This window comes from Novosphingobium percolationis, from assembly GCF_020179425.1.
GTDB classification, from domain to species: domain Bacteria; phylum Pseudomonadota; class Alphaproteobacteria; order Sphingomonadales; family Sphingomonadaceae; genus Novosphingobium; species Novosphingobium percolationis.
Window position 1 is genome coordinate 73,717 of sequence record NZ_JAILYM010000001.1, and the last position, 16,246, is coordinate 89,962.

11 protein-coding genes are annotated in these 16,246 nt (G+C 67.3%); 7 read left to right on the forward strand and 4 right to left on the reverse strand.

What is annotated here, in order from left to right; all coding sequences use genetic code 11:
• The first annotated feature begins 9 nt into the window (after positions 1–9).
• From K3A84_RS00330 to K3A84_RS00340, 3 genes are all read left to right on the forward strand, one after another.
• Entirely contained in the window at positions 10–1,422 is a 1,413-nt protein-coding gene (locus tag K3A84_RS00330) for an NAD-dependent succinate-semialdehyde dehydrogenase (protein ID WP_225007072.1), read from the forward strand.
• On the forward strand, positions 1,419–2,717 hold the full coding sequence (gene gabT / locus K3A84_RS00335) for a 4-aminobutyrate--2-oxoglutarate transaminase (RefSeq protein ID WP_225007073.1): 1,299 nt from the start codon (positions 1,419–1,421) through the stop codon (positions 2,715–2,717). Before K3A84_RS00330 ends, gabT begins: the two co-directional genes overlap by 4 nt.
• 128 nt (positions 2,718–2,845) lie before the next feature.
• On the forward strand, positions 2,846–5,221 hold the full coding sequence (locus K3A84_RS00340) for a TonB-dependent receptor (RefSeq protein WP_225007074.1): 2,376 nt from the start codon (positions 2,846–2,848) through the stop codon (positions 5,219–5,221).
• Between the two features lie 12 nt (positions 5,222–5,233).
• Here K3A84_RS00340 and K3A84_RS00345 read toward each other — a convergent pair whose 3' ends face one another.
• From K3A84_RS00345 to K3A84_RS00355, 3 genes are read right to left on the reverse strand one after another with little or no spacing between them, the layout of a single operon-like run.
• Positions 5,234–6,292, reverse strand: a complete 1,059-nt coding sequence (locus K3A84_RS00345) for an AraC family transcriptional regulator (RefSeq protein WP_225007075.1) — start codon at positions 6,290–6,292, stop codon at positions 5,234–5,236.
• Between the two features lie 31 nt (positions 6,293–6,323).
• Complete coding sequence (locus K3A84_RS00350; protein WP_225007076.1) at positions 6,324–7,751, reverse strand: aldehyde dehydrogenase family protein; 1,428 nt, start codon at positions 7,749–7,751, stop codon at positions 6,324–6,326.
• 5 nt (positions 7,752–7,756) lie between these two features.
• Positions 7,757–8,647 (reverse strand): fumarylacetoacetate hydrolase family protein, encoded by an 891-nt coding sequence (locus K3A84_RS00355; RefSeq protein ID WP_225007077.1) that lies wholly within the window; start codon positions 8,645–8,647, stop codon positions 7,757–7,759.
• Between the two features lie 132 nt (positions 8,648–8,779).
• Here K3A84_RS00355 and K3A84_RS00360 point away from each other — a divergent pair, with 132 nt between their 5' ends.
• The gene (locus K3A84_RS00360) at positions 8,780–9,586 is read left to right on the forward strand and encodes an acetoacetate decarboxylase family protein (RefSeq protein ID WP_225007078.1); all 807 of its coding nucleotides are present in this window, start codon (positions 8,780–8,782) and stop codon (positions 9,584–9,586) included.
• 64 nt (positions 9,587–9,650) lie between these two features.
• Here the strand turns inward: K3A84_RS00360 and K3A84_RS00365 are convergent, their stop codons facing one another.
• On the reverse strand, positions 9,651–11,369 hold the full coding sequence (locus K3A84_RS00365) for an amidohydrolase (protein WP_225007079.1): 1,719 nt from the start codon (positions 11,367–11,369) through the stop codon (positions 9,651–9,653).
• 248 nt (positions 11,370–11,617) lie between these two features.
• On the opposite strand from K3A84_RS00365, the gene K3A84_RS00370 reads away from it, so the two are divergent.
• The 3 genes from K3A84_RS00370 (at position 11,618) to K3A84_RS00380 (ending at position 16,184) form a co-directional block, all read left to right on the forward strand.
• Entirely contained in the window at positions 11,618–12,544 is a 927-nt protein-coding gene (locus tag K3A84_RS00370; RefSeq protein WP_225007080.1) for a helix-turn-helix domain-containing protein, read from the forward strand.
• 119 nt (positions 12,545–12,663) lie between these two features.
• The gene (locus tag K3A84_RS00375) at positions 12,664–14,982 is read left to right on the forward strand and encodes a TonB-dependent receptor (RefSeq protein ID WP_225007081.1); all 2,319 of its coding nucleotides are present in this window, start codon (positions 12,664–12,666) and stop codon (positions 14,980–14,982) included.
• Between the two features lie 65 nt (positions 14,983–15,047).
• Complete coding sequence (locus tag K3A84_RS00380; RefSeq protein WP_225007082.1) at positions 15,048–16,184, forward strand: class II histone deacetylase; 1,137 nt, start codon at positions 15,048–15,050, stop codon at positions 16,182–16,184.
• Positions 16,185–16,246: the final 62 nt, after the last annotated feature.

A 16,246-nucleotide genomic window follows, 5' to 3' on the forward strand; every position in this document is an offset into this window, starting at 1 on the left:
GGTTTCCCGATGCTGTTCGAGACTGTTCCGCCGGGCGCGGGGCTGGAGGTCGTCAATCCTGCGACCGAAGCCACCGTGGCCACCGTCAAGGCTTACGATACCGGCGAAATCGCCGCGCTGATCGCCGCCGCCGATGCCGCGCGTCCGACATGGGCGGCACTGACCGCCAAGGAACGCGCCACCGTGCTGCGGCGCTGGCACGCGCTGATCCTCGACCATCAGGAGGATCTGGCCGCGCTGATCACCGCCGAATGCGGCAAGCCGCTGGCCGAGGCGCGGGGCGAAGTCGCCTATGGCGCGTCGTTCATCGAATGGTTCGCCGAGGAAGCCAAACGCGCCTACGGCGAGACCATCCCGACCTTCGCGGCGGGCAAGCGCGTGCTGACCGTGCGCCAGCCGGTGGGCACCTGCGCAGCGATCACGCCGTGGAACTTCCCCGTGGCGATGATCACGCGCAAGGTCGGCCCGGCGCTGGCGGCGGGCTGCGCGATGATCGTCAAGCCGGCAGAGGCGACGCCGCTGTCGGCGCTGGCGCTCGAAACGCTGGCCCACCGCGCGGGCGTGCCTCGCGACGTGTTCCGCGTGACGCCAAGCGCCGATCCGGCGGCGACGGGCGCGCTGTTCTGCACCGATCCGCTGGTGCGCAAGCTGAGCTTCACCGGATCGACCCGCGTGGGCAAGATCCTGATGGCGCAGGCCGCGCACAACGTCACGCGGCTGAGCCTGGAACTGGGCGGCAACGCCCCCTTCATCGTGTTCGACGATGCCGATCTGGATGCGGCGGTCGATGGCGTGATGGTGTCGAAGTATCGCAACGCCGGCCAGACCTGCGTCTGCGCCAACCGCATTCTGGTGCAGGACGGCGTGCACGACGCCTTCGTCGCGAAACTGCGCGAGCGCGTGGCCGGGCTGGTCGTGGGCCACGGCGCGGCGGCTGGGACGACGATCGGCCCGCTGATCGAACGCGCGGCGGTGGGCAAGGTGGCAGGGCTGGTCGAGGCCGCGCTGGCCGATGGTGCGGCGCTGGTGACGGGCGGCGCGGCGGCAGACGCGGGCCCGCGCTTCTACCAGCCCACCGTGCTCACCGGGGTGCGCCCCGACATGGCCATCGCGCAGGCCGAGATCTTCGGCCCCGTCGCTCCGGTGATCCGCTTTGCCGACGAGGCCGAGGCGATCGGCATCGCCAACGACACGCCCTACGGCCTCGCCGCCTACTTCTACGCCCGCGACATGGGTCGGGTGTGGCGGGTGATGGAAGCGCTCGAATACGGGATGGTCGGCGTCAACGATGGCATCATCTCCACCGAAGTCGCGCCGTTCGGCGGCATCAAGCAATCGGGCCTCGGCCGCGAAGGATCGCGCCATGGCCTCGATGAATATCTCGAACTCAAATACTGCCTGATGGGAGGCATCGACCGATGACCAGCAATTCCGACCTGTGGACCCGCCGTGAAGCCGCCGTGCCGCGCGGCGTCAGCTCGATGCACCAGCGCTTCTTTGCGCGGGGCGACAATGCCGAGGCCTTCGACGCCGAGGGCAACCGCTATATCGACCTCGCCACGGGCATCGCCGTCTGCAACACAGGCCACGGCGACCCGCGCATCGTCGCGGCGGTGAAGCGCCAGCTCGACCTGTTTTCGCACTGTTCGTTCCAGGTGACGCCCTATGAAAGCTACATCGAGTTGGCCGAGCGGCTGAACGCGATCGCGCCGATCGAGGGACCGGTGAAGTCGATCTTCTTCACCACCGGGGCCGAGGCGCTGGAAAACGCGGTGAAGATCGCGCGCGCCCACACCGGGCGTCGGGGCGTGATCACGTTCCAGGGCGGCTATCACGGTCGCACGCTGCTGACGCTGGCGATGACCGGCAAGGTGCTGCCCTACAAGGCCAAGTTCGGGCCGATGCCGGGCGATGTGTTCCACACGCGCTTTCCCATCGATTACCACGGCTTTTCGGTCGAACAGGCGATGGCCGGGCTGGAGGCGCTGTTCGCGTCGTCGATCGAGCCCTCCGCCGTTGCCGCGATCGTGCTGGAGCCGGTGCTGGGTGAGGGCGGGTTCTACAACGCCAGCTATGCCTTCTTCAAAGCCCTGCGCGAGGTGTGCGATCGCCACGGCATCCTGTTGATCGCGGACGAGGTGCAGGCAGGATTTGCCCGCACCGGGCGGATGTTCGCGATGGACTGGGTGAAGGAAGCCACCGGCGTGACGCCCGACATCATGACCATCGCCAAGGCCATGGCGGGCGGCTTCCCGATCTCGGGCGTGATGGGCAAGGCCGAGATCATGGACGCGCCCGATGCGGGCGGTCTGGGCGGCACCTATGGCGGCTCGCCGCTGGGGTGCGTGGCGGGGCTGGAAGTGCTCGACATCATCGCCAGCGACAAGCTGTGCGAACGCGCGGTGGTGATCGGCGACCGGATCAAGGGCGCGCTGCGGGCGCTCCAGCAGGACGGCATGGCGGTGATCGGCGACGTGCGCGGGCCGGGCGCGATGATCGCGCTGGAGCTCGTCCACGATGGCGATGCCAACCGGCCCAACCCCGAACTGACCAAGGCAATCGTTCAGGAAGGCGCGAAGGAGGGGTTGCTGCTGCTGTCGTGTGGCCTTCGCGGCAACGTGGTGCGCTTCCTGCCCGCGCTGACCATGCCCGATGCCCTGCTCGACGAGGCGATCGACAAGCTCACCCTTGTTCTCAAGCGGCTGGCACCGGCTTGAATTGGCCGGATCTGGCAAGCGGACGAGGGCCGCACACAGCAGGTTGAGCCTGCTCAATAAACATACACTTCGCGCTTTCCGGACCCTGAGGGACCGGGCCGGAAGGCGCGGACGGTGGGGGAAATTCCATGTCGTTCATCAAGACGTCGCTCGCTTCGGTTTCGCTGATCGCGCTGGGGGCCATGGCTGCTCCCGCGTGGGCGCAGGATGCCGCAGCTCAGGCCGGTTCTGCCGATGCGGGCCAATCGGCCACCGCCTTCGGCGATATCGTCGTCACCGCGAACAAGCGCAGCGAGAACGCGCAGCGCGTGCCGATCGCGATCACCGCCTATTCGGGTGAGCAGCTGAAAGCGCTGGGCGTGACCGACGCCACGCAGATCACCCAGCAGGTGCCGGGGCTCCAGCTCAACGCCTGGTCGCCCAACGTGACGATCTTCAACTTGCGCGGCATTTCGCAGAACAACTTCACCGACTATCTCGAAGCGCCTATCGCGGTTTATGTCGATGATGCCTACATGGGGTCGATGAACGGGCTTTCGGGCCAGCTGTTCGACATCCAGCGCGTGGAAGTGCTGCGCGGGCCGCAGGGCACGCTGTTCGGGCGCAACGCGACGGGCGGCCTGATCCAGTACGTCAGCACCGACGCCAGCAAGGCTGAACTGAACGGCTACGTCAATGCCAGCTACGAACGCTTCAACCGTCGCGCGATCGAAGGTGCTGTGGGCGGCGCGCTGGCCGAGGGCTTGCGCGTCCGCGTGGCGGGCCGCGTGACCAAGGCGGATGGCTACATCAAGTCTGCCGCCGCGCTGCCGGGCGTGTTCGACGCCAATGGACAGGACCTGGGCGGCGAGAACGGCTGGGCCTTGCGCGGCACGGTGCAGGCCGACCTTGGCCCCAACGGCAAGCTGGACCTGTGGGTCAAGCACAGCGAGGACAACCACGTCGCCACCGGCGGCTATGTGTTCGACAACTGCAACCTGCAGGACAACGGCTATTGCACCACCGATGCGGCGGGGCTTGGCAATGGCTCTGGCGGGGTGATCAACGGGATCACGGGCGCAAAGGCCAGCCCGTTCGAGAACTTCAGCAACACGCCGGGCCTGTTCAACCGCAAGACCGACATCTTCCAGGGCAAGCTCCAGTACGACCTCGGCGGGGTGAAGCTGACCTCGATCACCAACTACACCAAGCTGTCGAAGTCCTATCAGGAGGATGGCGACGCGCTGCCGGTGACGGTGATCGTGTTCCAGACGCAGGCGCGCTATCAGCAGTTCAGCGAGGAACTGCGCCTTTCGGGCGAGATGGACCGCTTCCGCTGGCAGGCGGGCGCGTACTACCTCGACATGAAGATCAAGGGCCACATGGCCACGATCGGCGCGCCTGCCGTGGGCGCGGCGCTGGCGGCGGGGTTGCCGGGCGTCGATCCGACGATCGACGAGGACTATGACCTGCATTCGAAGAACTGGTCGGTGTTCGGTCAGGCGGAGGTCGACCTTGCCGACAAGCTGACGCTGATCGGAGGCCTGCGCTATTCCAAGGACACCAAGACGGTCGACTACCTGTCGAGCGTGGTCGAAGGCGGGCAATCCGCGCCGATCGCCTCGGACGAGAGCTTTTCGGCCACGCGGCCCGGCGCCTCGCGGATCTCGCATGGCGACGTCGCCGCGCGGGTGACGCTGAACTACAAGGCGAACAGCGACACGCTGCTGTTTGCATCGTGGAACCGGGGCATCAAGGGTGGCAACTTCACGCTCAACGGCTACGTCACCGCCGATACCTTCCAGCACAAGCCGGAGACGCTCAATTCGTTCGAAGGCGGGGTGAAGTGGTCGAACCCGACGCACAGCGTACGGGTCAACGCCACCGTCTATCACTACATCTACAACGACTACCAGACTTTCGCGCTGATCGGGGGCGTGCCGCAGGTGGGCAACAGCAACGCCCATGCAACGGGGGCGGAACTGGAAACGTTCTTCCAGCCCAACAGGCACATCAACATCAACCTGGGCGCGACCTGGGAAACGTCGAAGGTCGACGTGGTGCAGGCGGCGGGCTCGCAGTACCTGTCTGTGCTGGTGCCGGGCGCTTCGGTGCCGAAGTACTGCACCGACCAGAATGATGGCACGTACTTCTGCAACTACCCGGCCAAGACCGTCACCGGCGGGCGGTTCCCCAACCAGCCCAAGTTCAGCCTGAACTACGTGCTGCGCTACAATTTCGACGCGCTGGGCGGCAACGTGGCGGCACAGCTGGATGGCGTGTGGTACGACAAGCAGTACCTGGAAGTGACCAACGGCCAGTCCTCGATCCAGCCTGCCTATAACGTCACCAACGCCTCGCTCAGCTGGACGTCGGACAACGACCGCTTCTCGGTGCAGGTGTTCGGCCGCAACGTGTTCGACAAGGCCTATCGCGCCTACACGCTCAACCTCGGCCCGCTCGGCACGACTTCGGTCTATGCCAAGCCCGCGACTTATGGGGTTTCCGCCACCGTCAAGTGGTGAGCCGGAGCGGATCTACCCTGACTGGGCGCCGTCGGTTCTCAAACCGGCGGCGCTCTTTGTTTCCGTCCCCGTTCCACCATTGCGGAAGCGGTGCGGAGGCTGGCCGAAGTGGCGCGCAAAGCTGCGAATGAAGCTGGCGCTTTCGGAATAGCCGACAGCCAGTGCGATCGCGCTGATGCTGCGGCGGCTTTCACGCAACAGGCGCGAGGCGGCGACCATGCGGTGGTCCTGCAACAGCTCGCGCCAGCCGGTGCCTTCGGCGCGGAGGCGGCGATGCAGCGTCGGCACCGACAGGCCGAGCCGGTCGGCGGTATCGGCGACGCAGGGCGGTGCATCGAGCGGCGCCGCCGCGATCAGCGCCTTCACCCGGTGGGCGTAGGAACCGGCCAGCGCCTCTCCCGCCTTGCGGCGAAGGTGGTCCTCCAGGATGGGGTGCAGGCTTGAACTCAGCACGCGCCCGCGCAGGTCGAGGAAGCGGCCTTCCATGGTGAAGGCGTTGCAATCCTGTTCGAAGAACACGTCGCAGCCGAAATGGTCGCGATAGCGGGCATAGTCGCCCACGCGTTCGTGTTCGAAGCGTACCTCGCGCAGCTCGATCTCGCCCCCGGTGAACTGGCGGGCGAGGCTGAACATCGCGCTGATCGAATATTCGGCGTCCTGCCGCCTGCGCGTCAGCGACTGGTCGAGCACGCCGTAGGAGAACGTCGCCCAGCCGCCTTCGTCGTCGAACTGGTTGCGCGCGGCCTGCTGCATCGTCGAAAGGTAGCGGGTGAAGCTGGCAAACGCGGTGCGCAGCGTCGGCGCGCTGAGGAACAGGAAGCTCAAGGGGCCGAGGCTGTCCGAGCCCGAAAGGCGGCCCGCGTGCAGCCCGAAATGGGGATTGCGCAGCAGGGCCGCCGCATCTTCGAAGAAGGACAGGAAGTGGGCGAGGGGGATCAGCCCTTCGGGATCTTCCAGCAGATCGCGCGACACGGCGATGCGGTCGAGCAGTCCTGCGGCGGAATGACCGGTCAGTTCGACGCAATTGGCGACGTGGCGCAGGATCTGCGCCGAGATCGTCGGCTCTCCCATGGTCCCCAGCTTATCGGCCCGGTTCCCGCAATCAAGCCTCAGCGCCACCGTAGATCGATTTCACTTCGAGAAATTCCTCCAGCCCGAAGCGGCCCCATTCGCGGCCGTTGCCCGACATCCTGTAGCCACCGAACGGCGCGGCGCTATCGAGCGAGGCCCCGTTGAGGTGGACCATGCCGGTGCGCAGCCGCCGCGCGACGGCGCGGGCGTCTGCCATGCTGGCGCCCCAGACATAGCCCGACAGGCCGTATGGACTGTCGTTGGCGAGCGCGACCGCTTCGTCCACGCTGTCGTAGGCCAGCACTGCCAGCACCGGGCCGAACACTTCCTCGCGCGCGATGGTCATGGCCGGGGTGACATCGCGGAAGATCGTCGGGGGCACGAACAGCCCGCCTTCAAGCCCTGCGGGCGGCGTCGCCCCACCGGTGAGCAGCGTCGCGCCCTCGGCCACGGCCTGTTCGATCATGGCGATGACTCGCGCGTATTGCGCGGCGTTGGCGACCGGCCCCATGTCCGGGTCGTCGGTCGGCAGGCCGACGCGGATGGCTTCCGCTGCTTGCTTGGCCAGCGCGCAGGCCTCGTCCAGTCGGGCGCGGGGCACGAGCAGGCGGGTGGGGGCGTTGCAGCTTTGCCCGGTGTTGAGCATGCATCCGCGTACGGTGGCGGGGATGGCGGCGGCAAAATCGGCGTCGGGCAGGACGATGCAGGCGCTCTTGCCGCCCAGTTCCAGCGCGACGCGTTTGATCGTGGGCGCGGCATTGGTGGCGATGGCGACGCCCGCGCGGGTCGAGCCGGTGAAGCTGACCATGTCCACGTCCGGGTGGCCGGTCAGTGCATTGCCGATCTCCGGCCCGGAGCCGTGGACGAGGTTGAACACGCCCTTGGGCACGCCCGCCGCCTCGATGATCTCGGCGAGGATAGCGGCGTCGAGCGGGGCGACCTCGCTGGGCTTAAGCACCATGGTGCACCCGGCGGCGAGCGCGGGCGCGACCTTGGTGGCGATCTGGTTGATCGGCCAGTTCCAGGGCGTGATCAGCACGCAGACGCCGATCGCCTCGCGCTGGAGCAGGGTGGAGCCGAGCGGCGTTTCGAAGGGGTAGTCCTTCAGCACGCGGATCACTTCGCCGAAGTGCTGCGGCCCCGATCCTGCCTGCGCCCCGCGCGCAAGGCTCAGCGGCGCGCCCATTTCGGCCATGATCGCATCGCCGATCTCGTCCGCGCGGGCGATCAGCGCGGCGTTGATCTTTTCAAGGATCGTCAGCCGCTCCTCGCGCGTGGAGGCAGACCACGCGGGGAAGGCGGCCCGGGCGGCGGCGATGGCCGCTTCGGCGTCGGCGGGGGTGCCAAGGGCCACCTCGCCGACCACCGAGCGGTCGGCCGGGTTGACGATCGCCGCGCGCGCGTCACCCGAAGGCGCGACCCACTGGCCATCGATGTAGAAGCGGGTCGCGTCGGCCATGGCGCTTACTTCTTCTCGTCGAGCGCGGATTCGTAGAAGGCCGCGCCCTGTCCGCCCGCGGCGCGCAGGCCGCGGAATTCCCAGTCGCCGCCCATCGCGGTGGAGATCACTTCCTCGCTCTCGGTCGGCTGCGCGCCGCAATCGTCGCGGATCGGCGTGGGGCCGTGGACGATGGTGTTCGACAGGCGACCCAGCCCTTCGACCTCGACATCCACCACGTCGCCGATCTGCACCGGGCGGCTGTTGGCGGGCGTGCCCGAGAGCAGCACGTCGCCCGGTTCGAGCGTGATGGTCCGCGCGATGTCGGCCACCAGGTAGTGCATGTCCCATTCCATGTTGTTGGTGTTGTCTTCCTGCTTCAAGACGCCGTTGACGTAGGTGCGGATCATCTTGTCGCGGAAGTCCCAGCCGGTGACGAGGCCGGGGCCGATCGGGCAGAGCGTGTCCGAACCCTTCACGCGCAGCATCGAGCCCGCGTCGGTGTCGCGGAAATCGTGGAGGCCGTAGTCATTCGAGACCGAGTAACCGAGAATGTAGTCGCCGGCCTCTGCGGGCGAGATGTTGCGGCAGGTCTTGCCGATGACGATGGCGATCTCGCCTTCGTAGTTCAGCCACTTGCAGCGTTCGGGGCGCACGATTGCGCCCTTGTGGGTGTTGAGCGCGGTCAGCGGCTTCTGGAAGTAGGTCGGCGCGGGCGGCAGCTTGGTGATGAATTCCTGCACGCGGCTGTGATAGTTGAGGTGGACGCAGATGATCTTGCTGGGGTTGCACGGGGCAAGGTGCACGGCATCGTCCACGCCGATCGCGCGTCCATCGCGGGTGACAAGCTCGTCGCCATGGCGGGTGGTGAGGATCGGGTAGCCATCGAGCAGGATGCGGCGGTATTCGGTGGTCATCGTGTGGCCCTTCGTGGAATCTCTGGGCCATAGTTCTAGCGCGGATGCCTCGTTCGGGCTTTGGCCGTTGCGGCCAAGCTGACGTCTTCGGTTTGGCGCACAACCGCTCTCGGAGAAATCTTCGAGGGAACCATGAGCGAACTGAAGGGCCTGTTCTATCCGCGCACGCCGACCGGCAAGGCGAGCATCGTGCCGCCCGTGCCGTGGCACTATTCGGGTGAGCTGATCACGCTGGAATATCGCACCGACCCGGCCAAGGTTGCCGCGCTGCTGCCCGAAGGGTTCAGCCTGGCCGACGAGGATCCGGGCGCGGTCGCCGCGATCTGGGCGGACTGGCAATCGACCGGGGAAGACCCGGCGCAGTTGCTCGACCCCATCCGCGTGCAGTACAAGGAGATGTTCATCGTCGTCCGCTGCAAGTTCCAGGGGAAGACCTATTCGCGCTGCGTCTACATCTGGGTGGACAAGGAATTCGCCATGCTGCGCGGGCAGCATCAGGGCTATCCCAAGAAGCTGGGCTCGATCCACATGAGCCGCCCGGTCAACGTGGGCAAGGCTGGGCCGAAGCTGGAAGCGGGCGGCACGTTCGGCGTGACGCTGGCCGCGTTCGACCGCCGTCTGGCGGAGGGACGCTTCACCATCACCGAGCCTTGCGACAAGCCCGGCTTTGTCAACGGCCACCCGATGGCGCACAACCGCTGGATGCCCGCGATCGAGACCGACGGGACGCAGAGCCTGAACGAGGTCGTGACGATGTCGAGCTATGACGTCGACTTCGGGCGGTGCTTCAAGGGCGACTTCGACCTGTCGTACTTCGACAGCCCGGTCGAGGAACTGCTCGACATCGCGCCGCAGGAGATGATCGCCGGATACTGGCACGAAGTCGGCGTGTCGTGGCGCGCGGGCACGACGCTGTGGCGGGACAATCTGGTGGGCTGATCCCTTCAGCCGCTGGCAAGGATAGGGCCCGCACGGTTCGCCCGCGCGGGCCTTTCCATGTCGCTTATTCCCGGCGGTAGACCCGTTCGCCGCCGATGTAGGTTTCCAGCACGCGCGTATCGTGGATCTGGCCGAGCGGGGCGGTCAACGGATCGCGGTCGAGCACGATCAGGTCGGCTTCCTTGCCCACTTCGATCGTGCCGCCCCGGTCGAGCCGGCCCATCAGCGCCGCGCCGTTGCGGGTGAAGATGGTGATGGCCTCGGCCCTTGTGATGCGCTCGGCCTCGCCTTCGGTTGGGCCAGTCGCGCCCGGGGCCTGGCGGGAGACCATGGTTTCGATCGCCAGCCAGGGATTGACCGAGGGCACCACCGGCCAGTCGGACCCCGAGACGACCAGCGCGCGGCTGTCGAGCCCTTCGCGGATCGGCCAGAGCCGCTTCATCCGCTCTGCCCCCACGGCGCGGGCGATATCGACCGAGGTGATCGGCGTGGGCCACCAGATGTAGGGAGAGAACTCCCACGCAAAGCCCAGCCCGGCGGCGCGGGCGAGGTCGGCGGGCGCGATGAAGGTGTTGTGGCCGACTTCGTGACGCGGGCCGGCAAAGCCGTTGGCAGCGCGCGCGGCGGCGATGGCATCCACGGCGGCGCGGGTCGCACCATCGCCCGCGGCATGGAACTTCACTTCGAGGCCCTGCCGGTCGAAGCCGGTGACGAGCGCGTTCAGCTCTGCCTGCGCGATCAGCAACATGCCGCGCTCGTTATCGTGGGCGTCGCCATGCGCATGGGCACCGGCGCCTGCGGCATAGGGCTCGATCATCGCGCCGGTGCGGCTTTCGGTGGGCACGCCATCGAGGAACAGCTTCACGCAATCGAGCCGAAGGTTCCCGCCCGACAGGGCCTGCCGCTGTGCCACCAGCCCTTCGCTGCCGACCGAGTTCGGTCCCCACACCACGCAGCCGCGCGCGTGCTGCTTGAGGCCGCCCGCCTTGGCATAGCGTGATAGGCCCTCGACATTGGCCTTGCGCACGGCGGCGTCGGTGAAGCCGACGATGCCGTAGGACAGCATCTCGTCGCTGGCAGCCTTCACTGCCGCGACCTGCGCCTCGACGCCGGGGGCGGGGGCCTTGTCCTCCACCAGCCGCGTGGCCAGTTCGCGCAGCACGCCGGTCGGCTCGCCGCGCGCGTCGCGGTCGATGCGCCCGCCTTGCGGATCGGGCGTGGCGCGGGTCACGCCCGCCAGCGCCAGCGCGCGCGAATTGACCCAGACGCTGTGCAGCGCTTCGTCGTTCAGCAGCACCGGGTTGTTCGGCGCCGCGGCGTCGAGCGCCTTGCGCGTCTGTTCGCCGGGAGGGAAGGCCGCGCCGACCCAGCTGCCGCCGATGATCCACTCGCCCTGTTCGGCTTTGCCTGCGCAGGCGCGCACGGCAGCAGCGATGGCCTTGACGCCCGCGCCCTGCGGCAGCTTGCAGGAGAGCTTGTCCTGCCCGGCCATGAAGACGTGCACGTGCATGTCGTAGAGCCCCGGCATCAGCGTCCTGCCGGAAAGGTCGACCACTTCCGCGCCGTCGTGGGGCAGGGCGAGCACGTCGGCATCGCTGCCCACGGCAACGATCGCCTTGCCCCGCACCGCGACGGCCTGCGCCACGCCATCGGGCGTGATGACGTTGCCATGGAGGAACAGGCGGTCGGCGCGCGGCGCATCCTGGGCGTGTGCGGTGCCGGCAATCACGAGGGCCAGCGCGGTAGCGCATCCGGCGAAGGTTGGACGGTCGAAGCGGTTCATGAAAGTCTCCCCGATTTCCGCCGGATGTCCGGCCTGCCTGCGGGCCAAGTCAACAAAGCGCTGGCCTCGCCCCGAATATGGCCGAATATGACAAGCCCCGCTGAGACGGCGGGGATCATTCATGGGGCCGCAGGAACCGGGCGAGGTGCGGGACAGACACGCATCCACCTGGAACGAGGAACAGTCCCGCGACGGGTGCGCATCTGCGCCCCGCGTGGTCCATTGCTCGCCCTGCGGAGGGAGAAGGTATGACCAGCACGCCGTACAACGTGGCGAAGGATTTCGAGGCGGGCCTCGATGTCGTCTATGGCAAGTTCAGTTCCCGCGAGACCGGCGCGCGCAGCCGCTATCATATCTCGTGCAACGAAAACCATTTCCTGCGGCCGGTGCGGATCGTGTCGCAGTGCCTTGTCACCCATCGCCAGGCCAATGGCCTCAACAGCGAATGGGACGAGCACTTCTTCATCATGCAGCAGGTCTCTGGGCAGATGCGCTTGGCCAGCAACGCCAGCACCGGAATGCTGCGCGCCAACGACATGGTGCTGCTCGATTCCTGCTCTGCCTATGAATACCTCAACGCCCGTTCCAGCGAGACGGTGCTGGTGCCGTTCCACTTTGATTTCGTGGAAAGCCGCCGCAACCTGTTCGCCTCGTGCGGGCAGCGCATCGACGGATCGGCCGGTGTGGGCAAGGTGCTCGCAACGACGCTGTCTTCGCTGCTCAACCTGGGCGACACGCCGTGTGAGGCGGACCGCCGCGCGATGCTCGATGCGGTGCGCGTGCTGCTGTCGCGCGTACTGGACCAGGCTCCGGCAGAGGCGCCCAGCGGGGGCAGGGGCCTGCTCGCCATGGCCGAACAGATCGTGCTGCGCGACCTGGCCGATCCGGCGCTGTCGCCCGACGCGATCGCTGATGCGATCGGACTGTCGCGGCGCCAGCTCTATCGCCTGTTCGCCGAACAGGGCACCACGCCATCGAGTTGGCTGTGGCGGATGCGGCTGGCCGAAGCGCATGCCCGCATCGTCTCGACAGAATGGAGCGGCGTTTCGCTGACGCAGATCGCCTTCGACGTCGGCTTCAACGACATGGCGCACTTCTCGCGCCTTTATCGCGCGCAATTCGGCACGGCCCCGCGCGACATGCGCCGTCGCCACGCTTGTCCGGCCGCGCGGTGAGCGGCACCACGAGACAAGTCGCGGTGGCACGCAGGGGCAAGAACGAGGCTGCCGCCTGATCTAGCATCCCCGGCATAGGGAACGCGGCCTGTCCAGGGCCGCCTGTCAGGGGGAAACGCATGAACACGCACACTTCGGCCCGGATGCTCGCCAGCCTGCTGGCCTCCACCGCCGTCCTGCTTCCGCTCGGCGCGCAGGCACAGGAAACCGGGGCTTCGTCGGATGCAGCGGCGGGCGAGATCGTCGTCACCGCGCAAAAGCGCAGCCAGGGCATCAACGACGTGCCGATCGCGATCACAGCGCTCGCCGGAACCACGCTGGCCGATGGCGGTATCAAGTCGCTCGATCGCCTTTCGGCGGTGACGCCGGGTCTCAACGTGTCGGAGACCTCGGCCACGGGCGTGCCGATCTACACCATTCGCGGCATCGGCTTCTCCGACTATTCGACCAGCGCCTCGTCCACCGTGGGGCTCTACGCCGATGAAGTGGCGCTGCCCTATGCGGTGATGAGCCGCGGCGCGTTCTTCGATGTCGGTCAGGTCGAAGTCCTCAAGGGCCCGCAGGGCGATCTCTATGGCCGCAACACCACCGCTGGCCAGATCAACGTCAACAGCGCCCGCCCGACCGACCACTTCGCTGCCGGACTTTCGGCAGAGGTCAACAACTTCGGCGAAACCGACGTGGAAGGCTACGTCAGCGGGCCTCTCGCCGAGGGCCTGAACGCGCGGCTTGCGGGCAAGTCCACGCAGGGCGGTGCCTGGCAGCGCAGCCTGACCCGTCAGGGCGATACGCTGGGCGACAAGAACGTCCTCGCGCTGCGCGGATCGGTCGAATACAAGGGCACCCCGGGGCTGGACCTGTTCCTGTCCGCGCACTGGATCCGCGACAAGTCGGACAACCTTGCCCCCACCGCCTATGACGGCGCGCTGATCGGCCAGCCGACGCTGCGCCTGCCGGTCGATACCAGCGGCCCGGACGGATCGCCGGTCGACGTGTTCAGCACCGGCGACAACCGCGCCGCCGACTGGTCGAACGGCATCTTCACCCCGCGCCGCGACAACGAACTGGCGGGCTTCGTCGCCAAGGCGAGCGTCGACCTCGGCCTCGCTTCGCTGACCTCGGTCACGGGCTACGACCACTTCCGCCGCCGCGAGGCCAACGACTGGGACGGCTGGGCCGGCAACGATTCCGGCAACATCAACGTCACCAGCATCAACGTGTTCAGCGAGGAGCTGCGCCTGTCGTCCAACGGCAACGGTCCGCTCAGCTGGATCGTCGGCGGCTACTACTCGCGCGACACGATGCACGAGAACTACAACTACTTCATGCAGGACAGCTTCTACGCGCTCGTCCTCGGCATCCGCACGCTCGATACGCGCTATGAACAGACCACGCGCTCGCTGGCCGGTTTCGGCCATGTCGAGCTGAAGCTGGGCGATGGCTGGCGCGTGCTGGGTGGCCTTCGCTACACCGACGAAAAGCGCAAGTGGACCGGCTGCACCTATGACAGCGGCGACGGATCGCTGGGCGGTTTCCTCGGCATCCCGGCGGGTGCCTGCGGCGTGTTCGACGATATCGCGGGCACGCCCGATTTCGGCACGACGGCAGTGTTCTCCGACACGATCACCACCCGCCGCGCGATGTGGAAGGCGGGCATCGACAAGAAGATCGGCCGCAACCTGCTCTACGCCACCGTTTCCAACGGCTTCAAGTCGGGCGGCTTCAGCGGCGTGAACAGCAACCTGTGGTCGCAGCTGCTGCCCTACAAGCCGGAAACCGTCACCGCCTATGAAGTGGGCGCCAAGCTGGTGCTGGCGCACAACAGCCTGCGCCTCAACGGCTCGGCCTTCTGGTATGATTACAAGGACAAGCAGGAAGCCCATTACATCAACACGTTCGTCGGCGCGCTGGTGCAGTTGACCAACGTTCCCCGCTCGCGCGTGCGCGGTGTCGAACTGGACGCGCAGTGGAAGCCGATCGAACAGCTCTCGTTCGATGGCTCGATCACGTACCTCGATGCTAAGATCACCCGCTGGCCCAATGCGGGTGTCAACAATGGCGCCAACCTTGCCGTTGCCACCGATCTTGCGGGCGTGCGCCTTGCCAACTCGCCGCGCTGGCAAGGCAATGCCGCCGTCACCTGGACGCAGCCGGTCAACGAACGGCTCAACGCCTTCGTCACGCTGGCGATGAACGGCCGCACAGGCACTTCGGGCCGCGTGCTGGCGCTCGATCCGGCGACGGCGGTGCCGGGCTATGCGCTGGTCGATGCGCGCGTCGGCGTGAAACAGGCGGACGACAAGTGGCAGCTTTCGCTGTGGGTGCGCAACCTCGGCGACCGCTACTACTACACCTCGGCCTTCGTCGGGAACGGCGTGTTCGTGCGCACCAACGGCGTGCCGCGCACCTTTGGCGTCAGCGGTCGCTTCTCGTTCTGATTTCCCCCGGCGCGGCCTGTCTTGAGCAACGGGCCGCGCCACCTTTTGCCAAGGGGCGCCAAGCCATGCGCAATCTCGCGATCTATTCCGACGAACGAACCTTCTGGCACGCCACGGGGATGCAGGCGTTGTTCCTGCCGGTGGGGGGCTGGGTGCAGCCGCCCGCAGGCGGGGTGGGGGCCGATACCCCTGAAAGCAAGCGGCGCATCCTGTCGTTGCTGGCCGCATCGGGCGTGCTCGATCTGGCGCAGCGGCCCAGGGCGGTCCCGGCCACGCCGGAAGACCTCGGGCGCGTCCACACCGCGCGCTATATCGACGAGTTCAAGCGCGTCAGCGATGCGGGCGGCGGCGATATCGGCGATGTCGCGCCCTTCGGCCCCGGCGCGTTCGAGATCGCGCTGCTTTCGGCAGGCCTCGCCAAGCAGGCAGTGGCCGACGTCGTGACGGGCAAGGTCGAGCGGGCGTGGGCGCTGTGCCGCCCGGCGGGCCATCACTGCCTGCCCGACCGCTCGATGGGCTTCTGCCTGCTGTGCAACATCCCCATCGCGATCGAGGCTGCCAAGGCCCAGCATGGGCTCGGCAAGGTCGCCGTGGTCGATTGGGACGTCCACCACGGCAACGGCACGCAGGCGGTCTATTACGACCGGGGCGATGTGCTGACCATCTCGCTACACCAGGAAAACTGCTTCCCGCCGGGCTACTCGGGTGCCGAGGACCGAGGCGAAGGCGCGGGCGAAGGGGCCAACATCAACATCCCGCTGCCCCCCGGCAGCGGCCATGACACCTACCTGCGCGCGATGGAGACGATCGTGATCCCCGCGCTGGAACGCTTCGCCCCCGACCTGATCGTGGTGGCGAGCGGCCTCGATGCCAACGGGCTCGATCCGCTGGCGCGCCAGTTGCTGCACAGCGACACATTCCGCGCGATGGCGCGGATGGTGGGCGAGGCCGCCGACCGCCTGTGCGGCGGCAAGCTCGTGGTCGTCCACGAAGGTGGCTATTCCGAAGCCTATGTGCCCTTCTGTGGGCAGGCCGTGGTCGAAGCGATCATGGGGGCCACCAGCGACGTGGTCGATCCCGCGCTGGAGATGATCGTCGCGCAACAGCCATCCGCCGCGACGCTGGCGTTCCAGTTCGACCAGGTTGATCGCGTCGCAAGGCTGTTCGCCACTCCGCCGATAGCGGTTGCCGACCAGGGTTAGCGGCCTTGAGGCCGCCCCTGCGACCATCAGCCGTCCGGTGACGGGTGGACATCAAATCTATG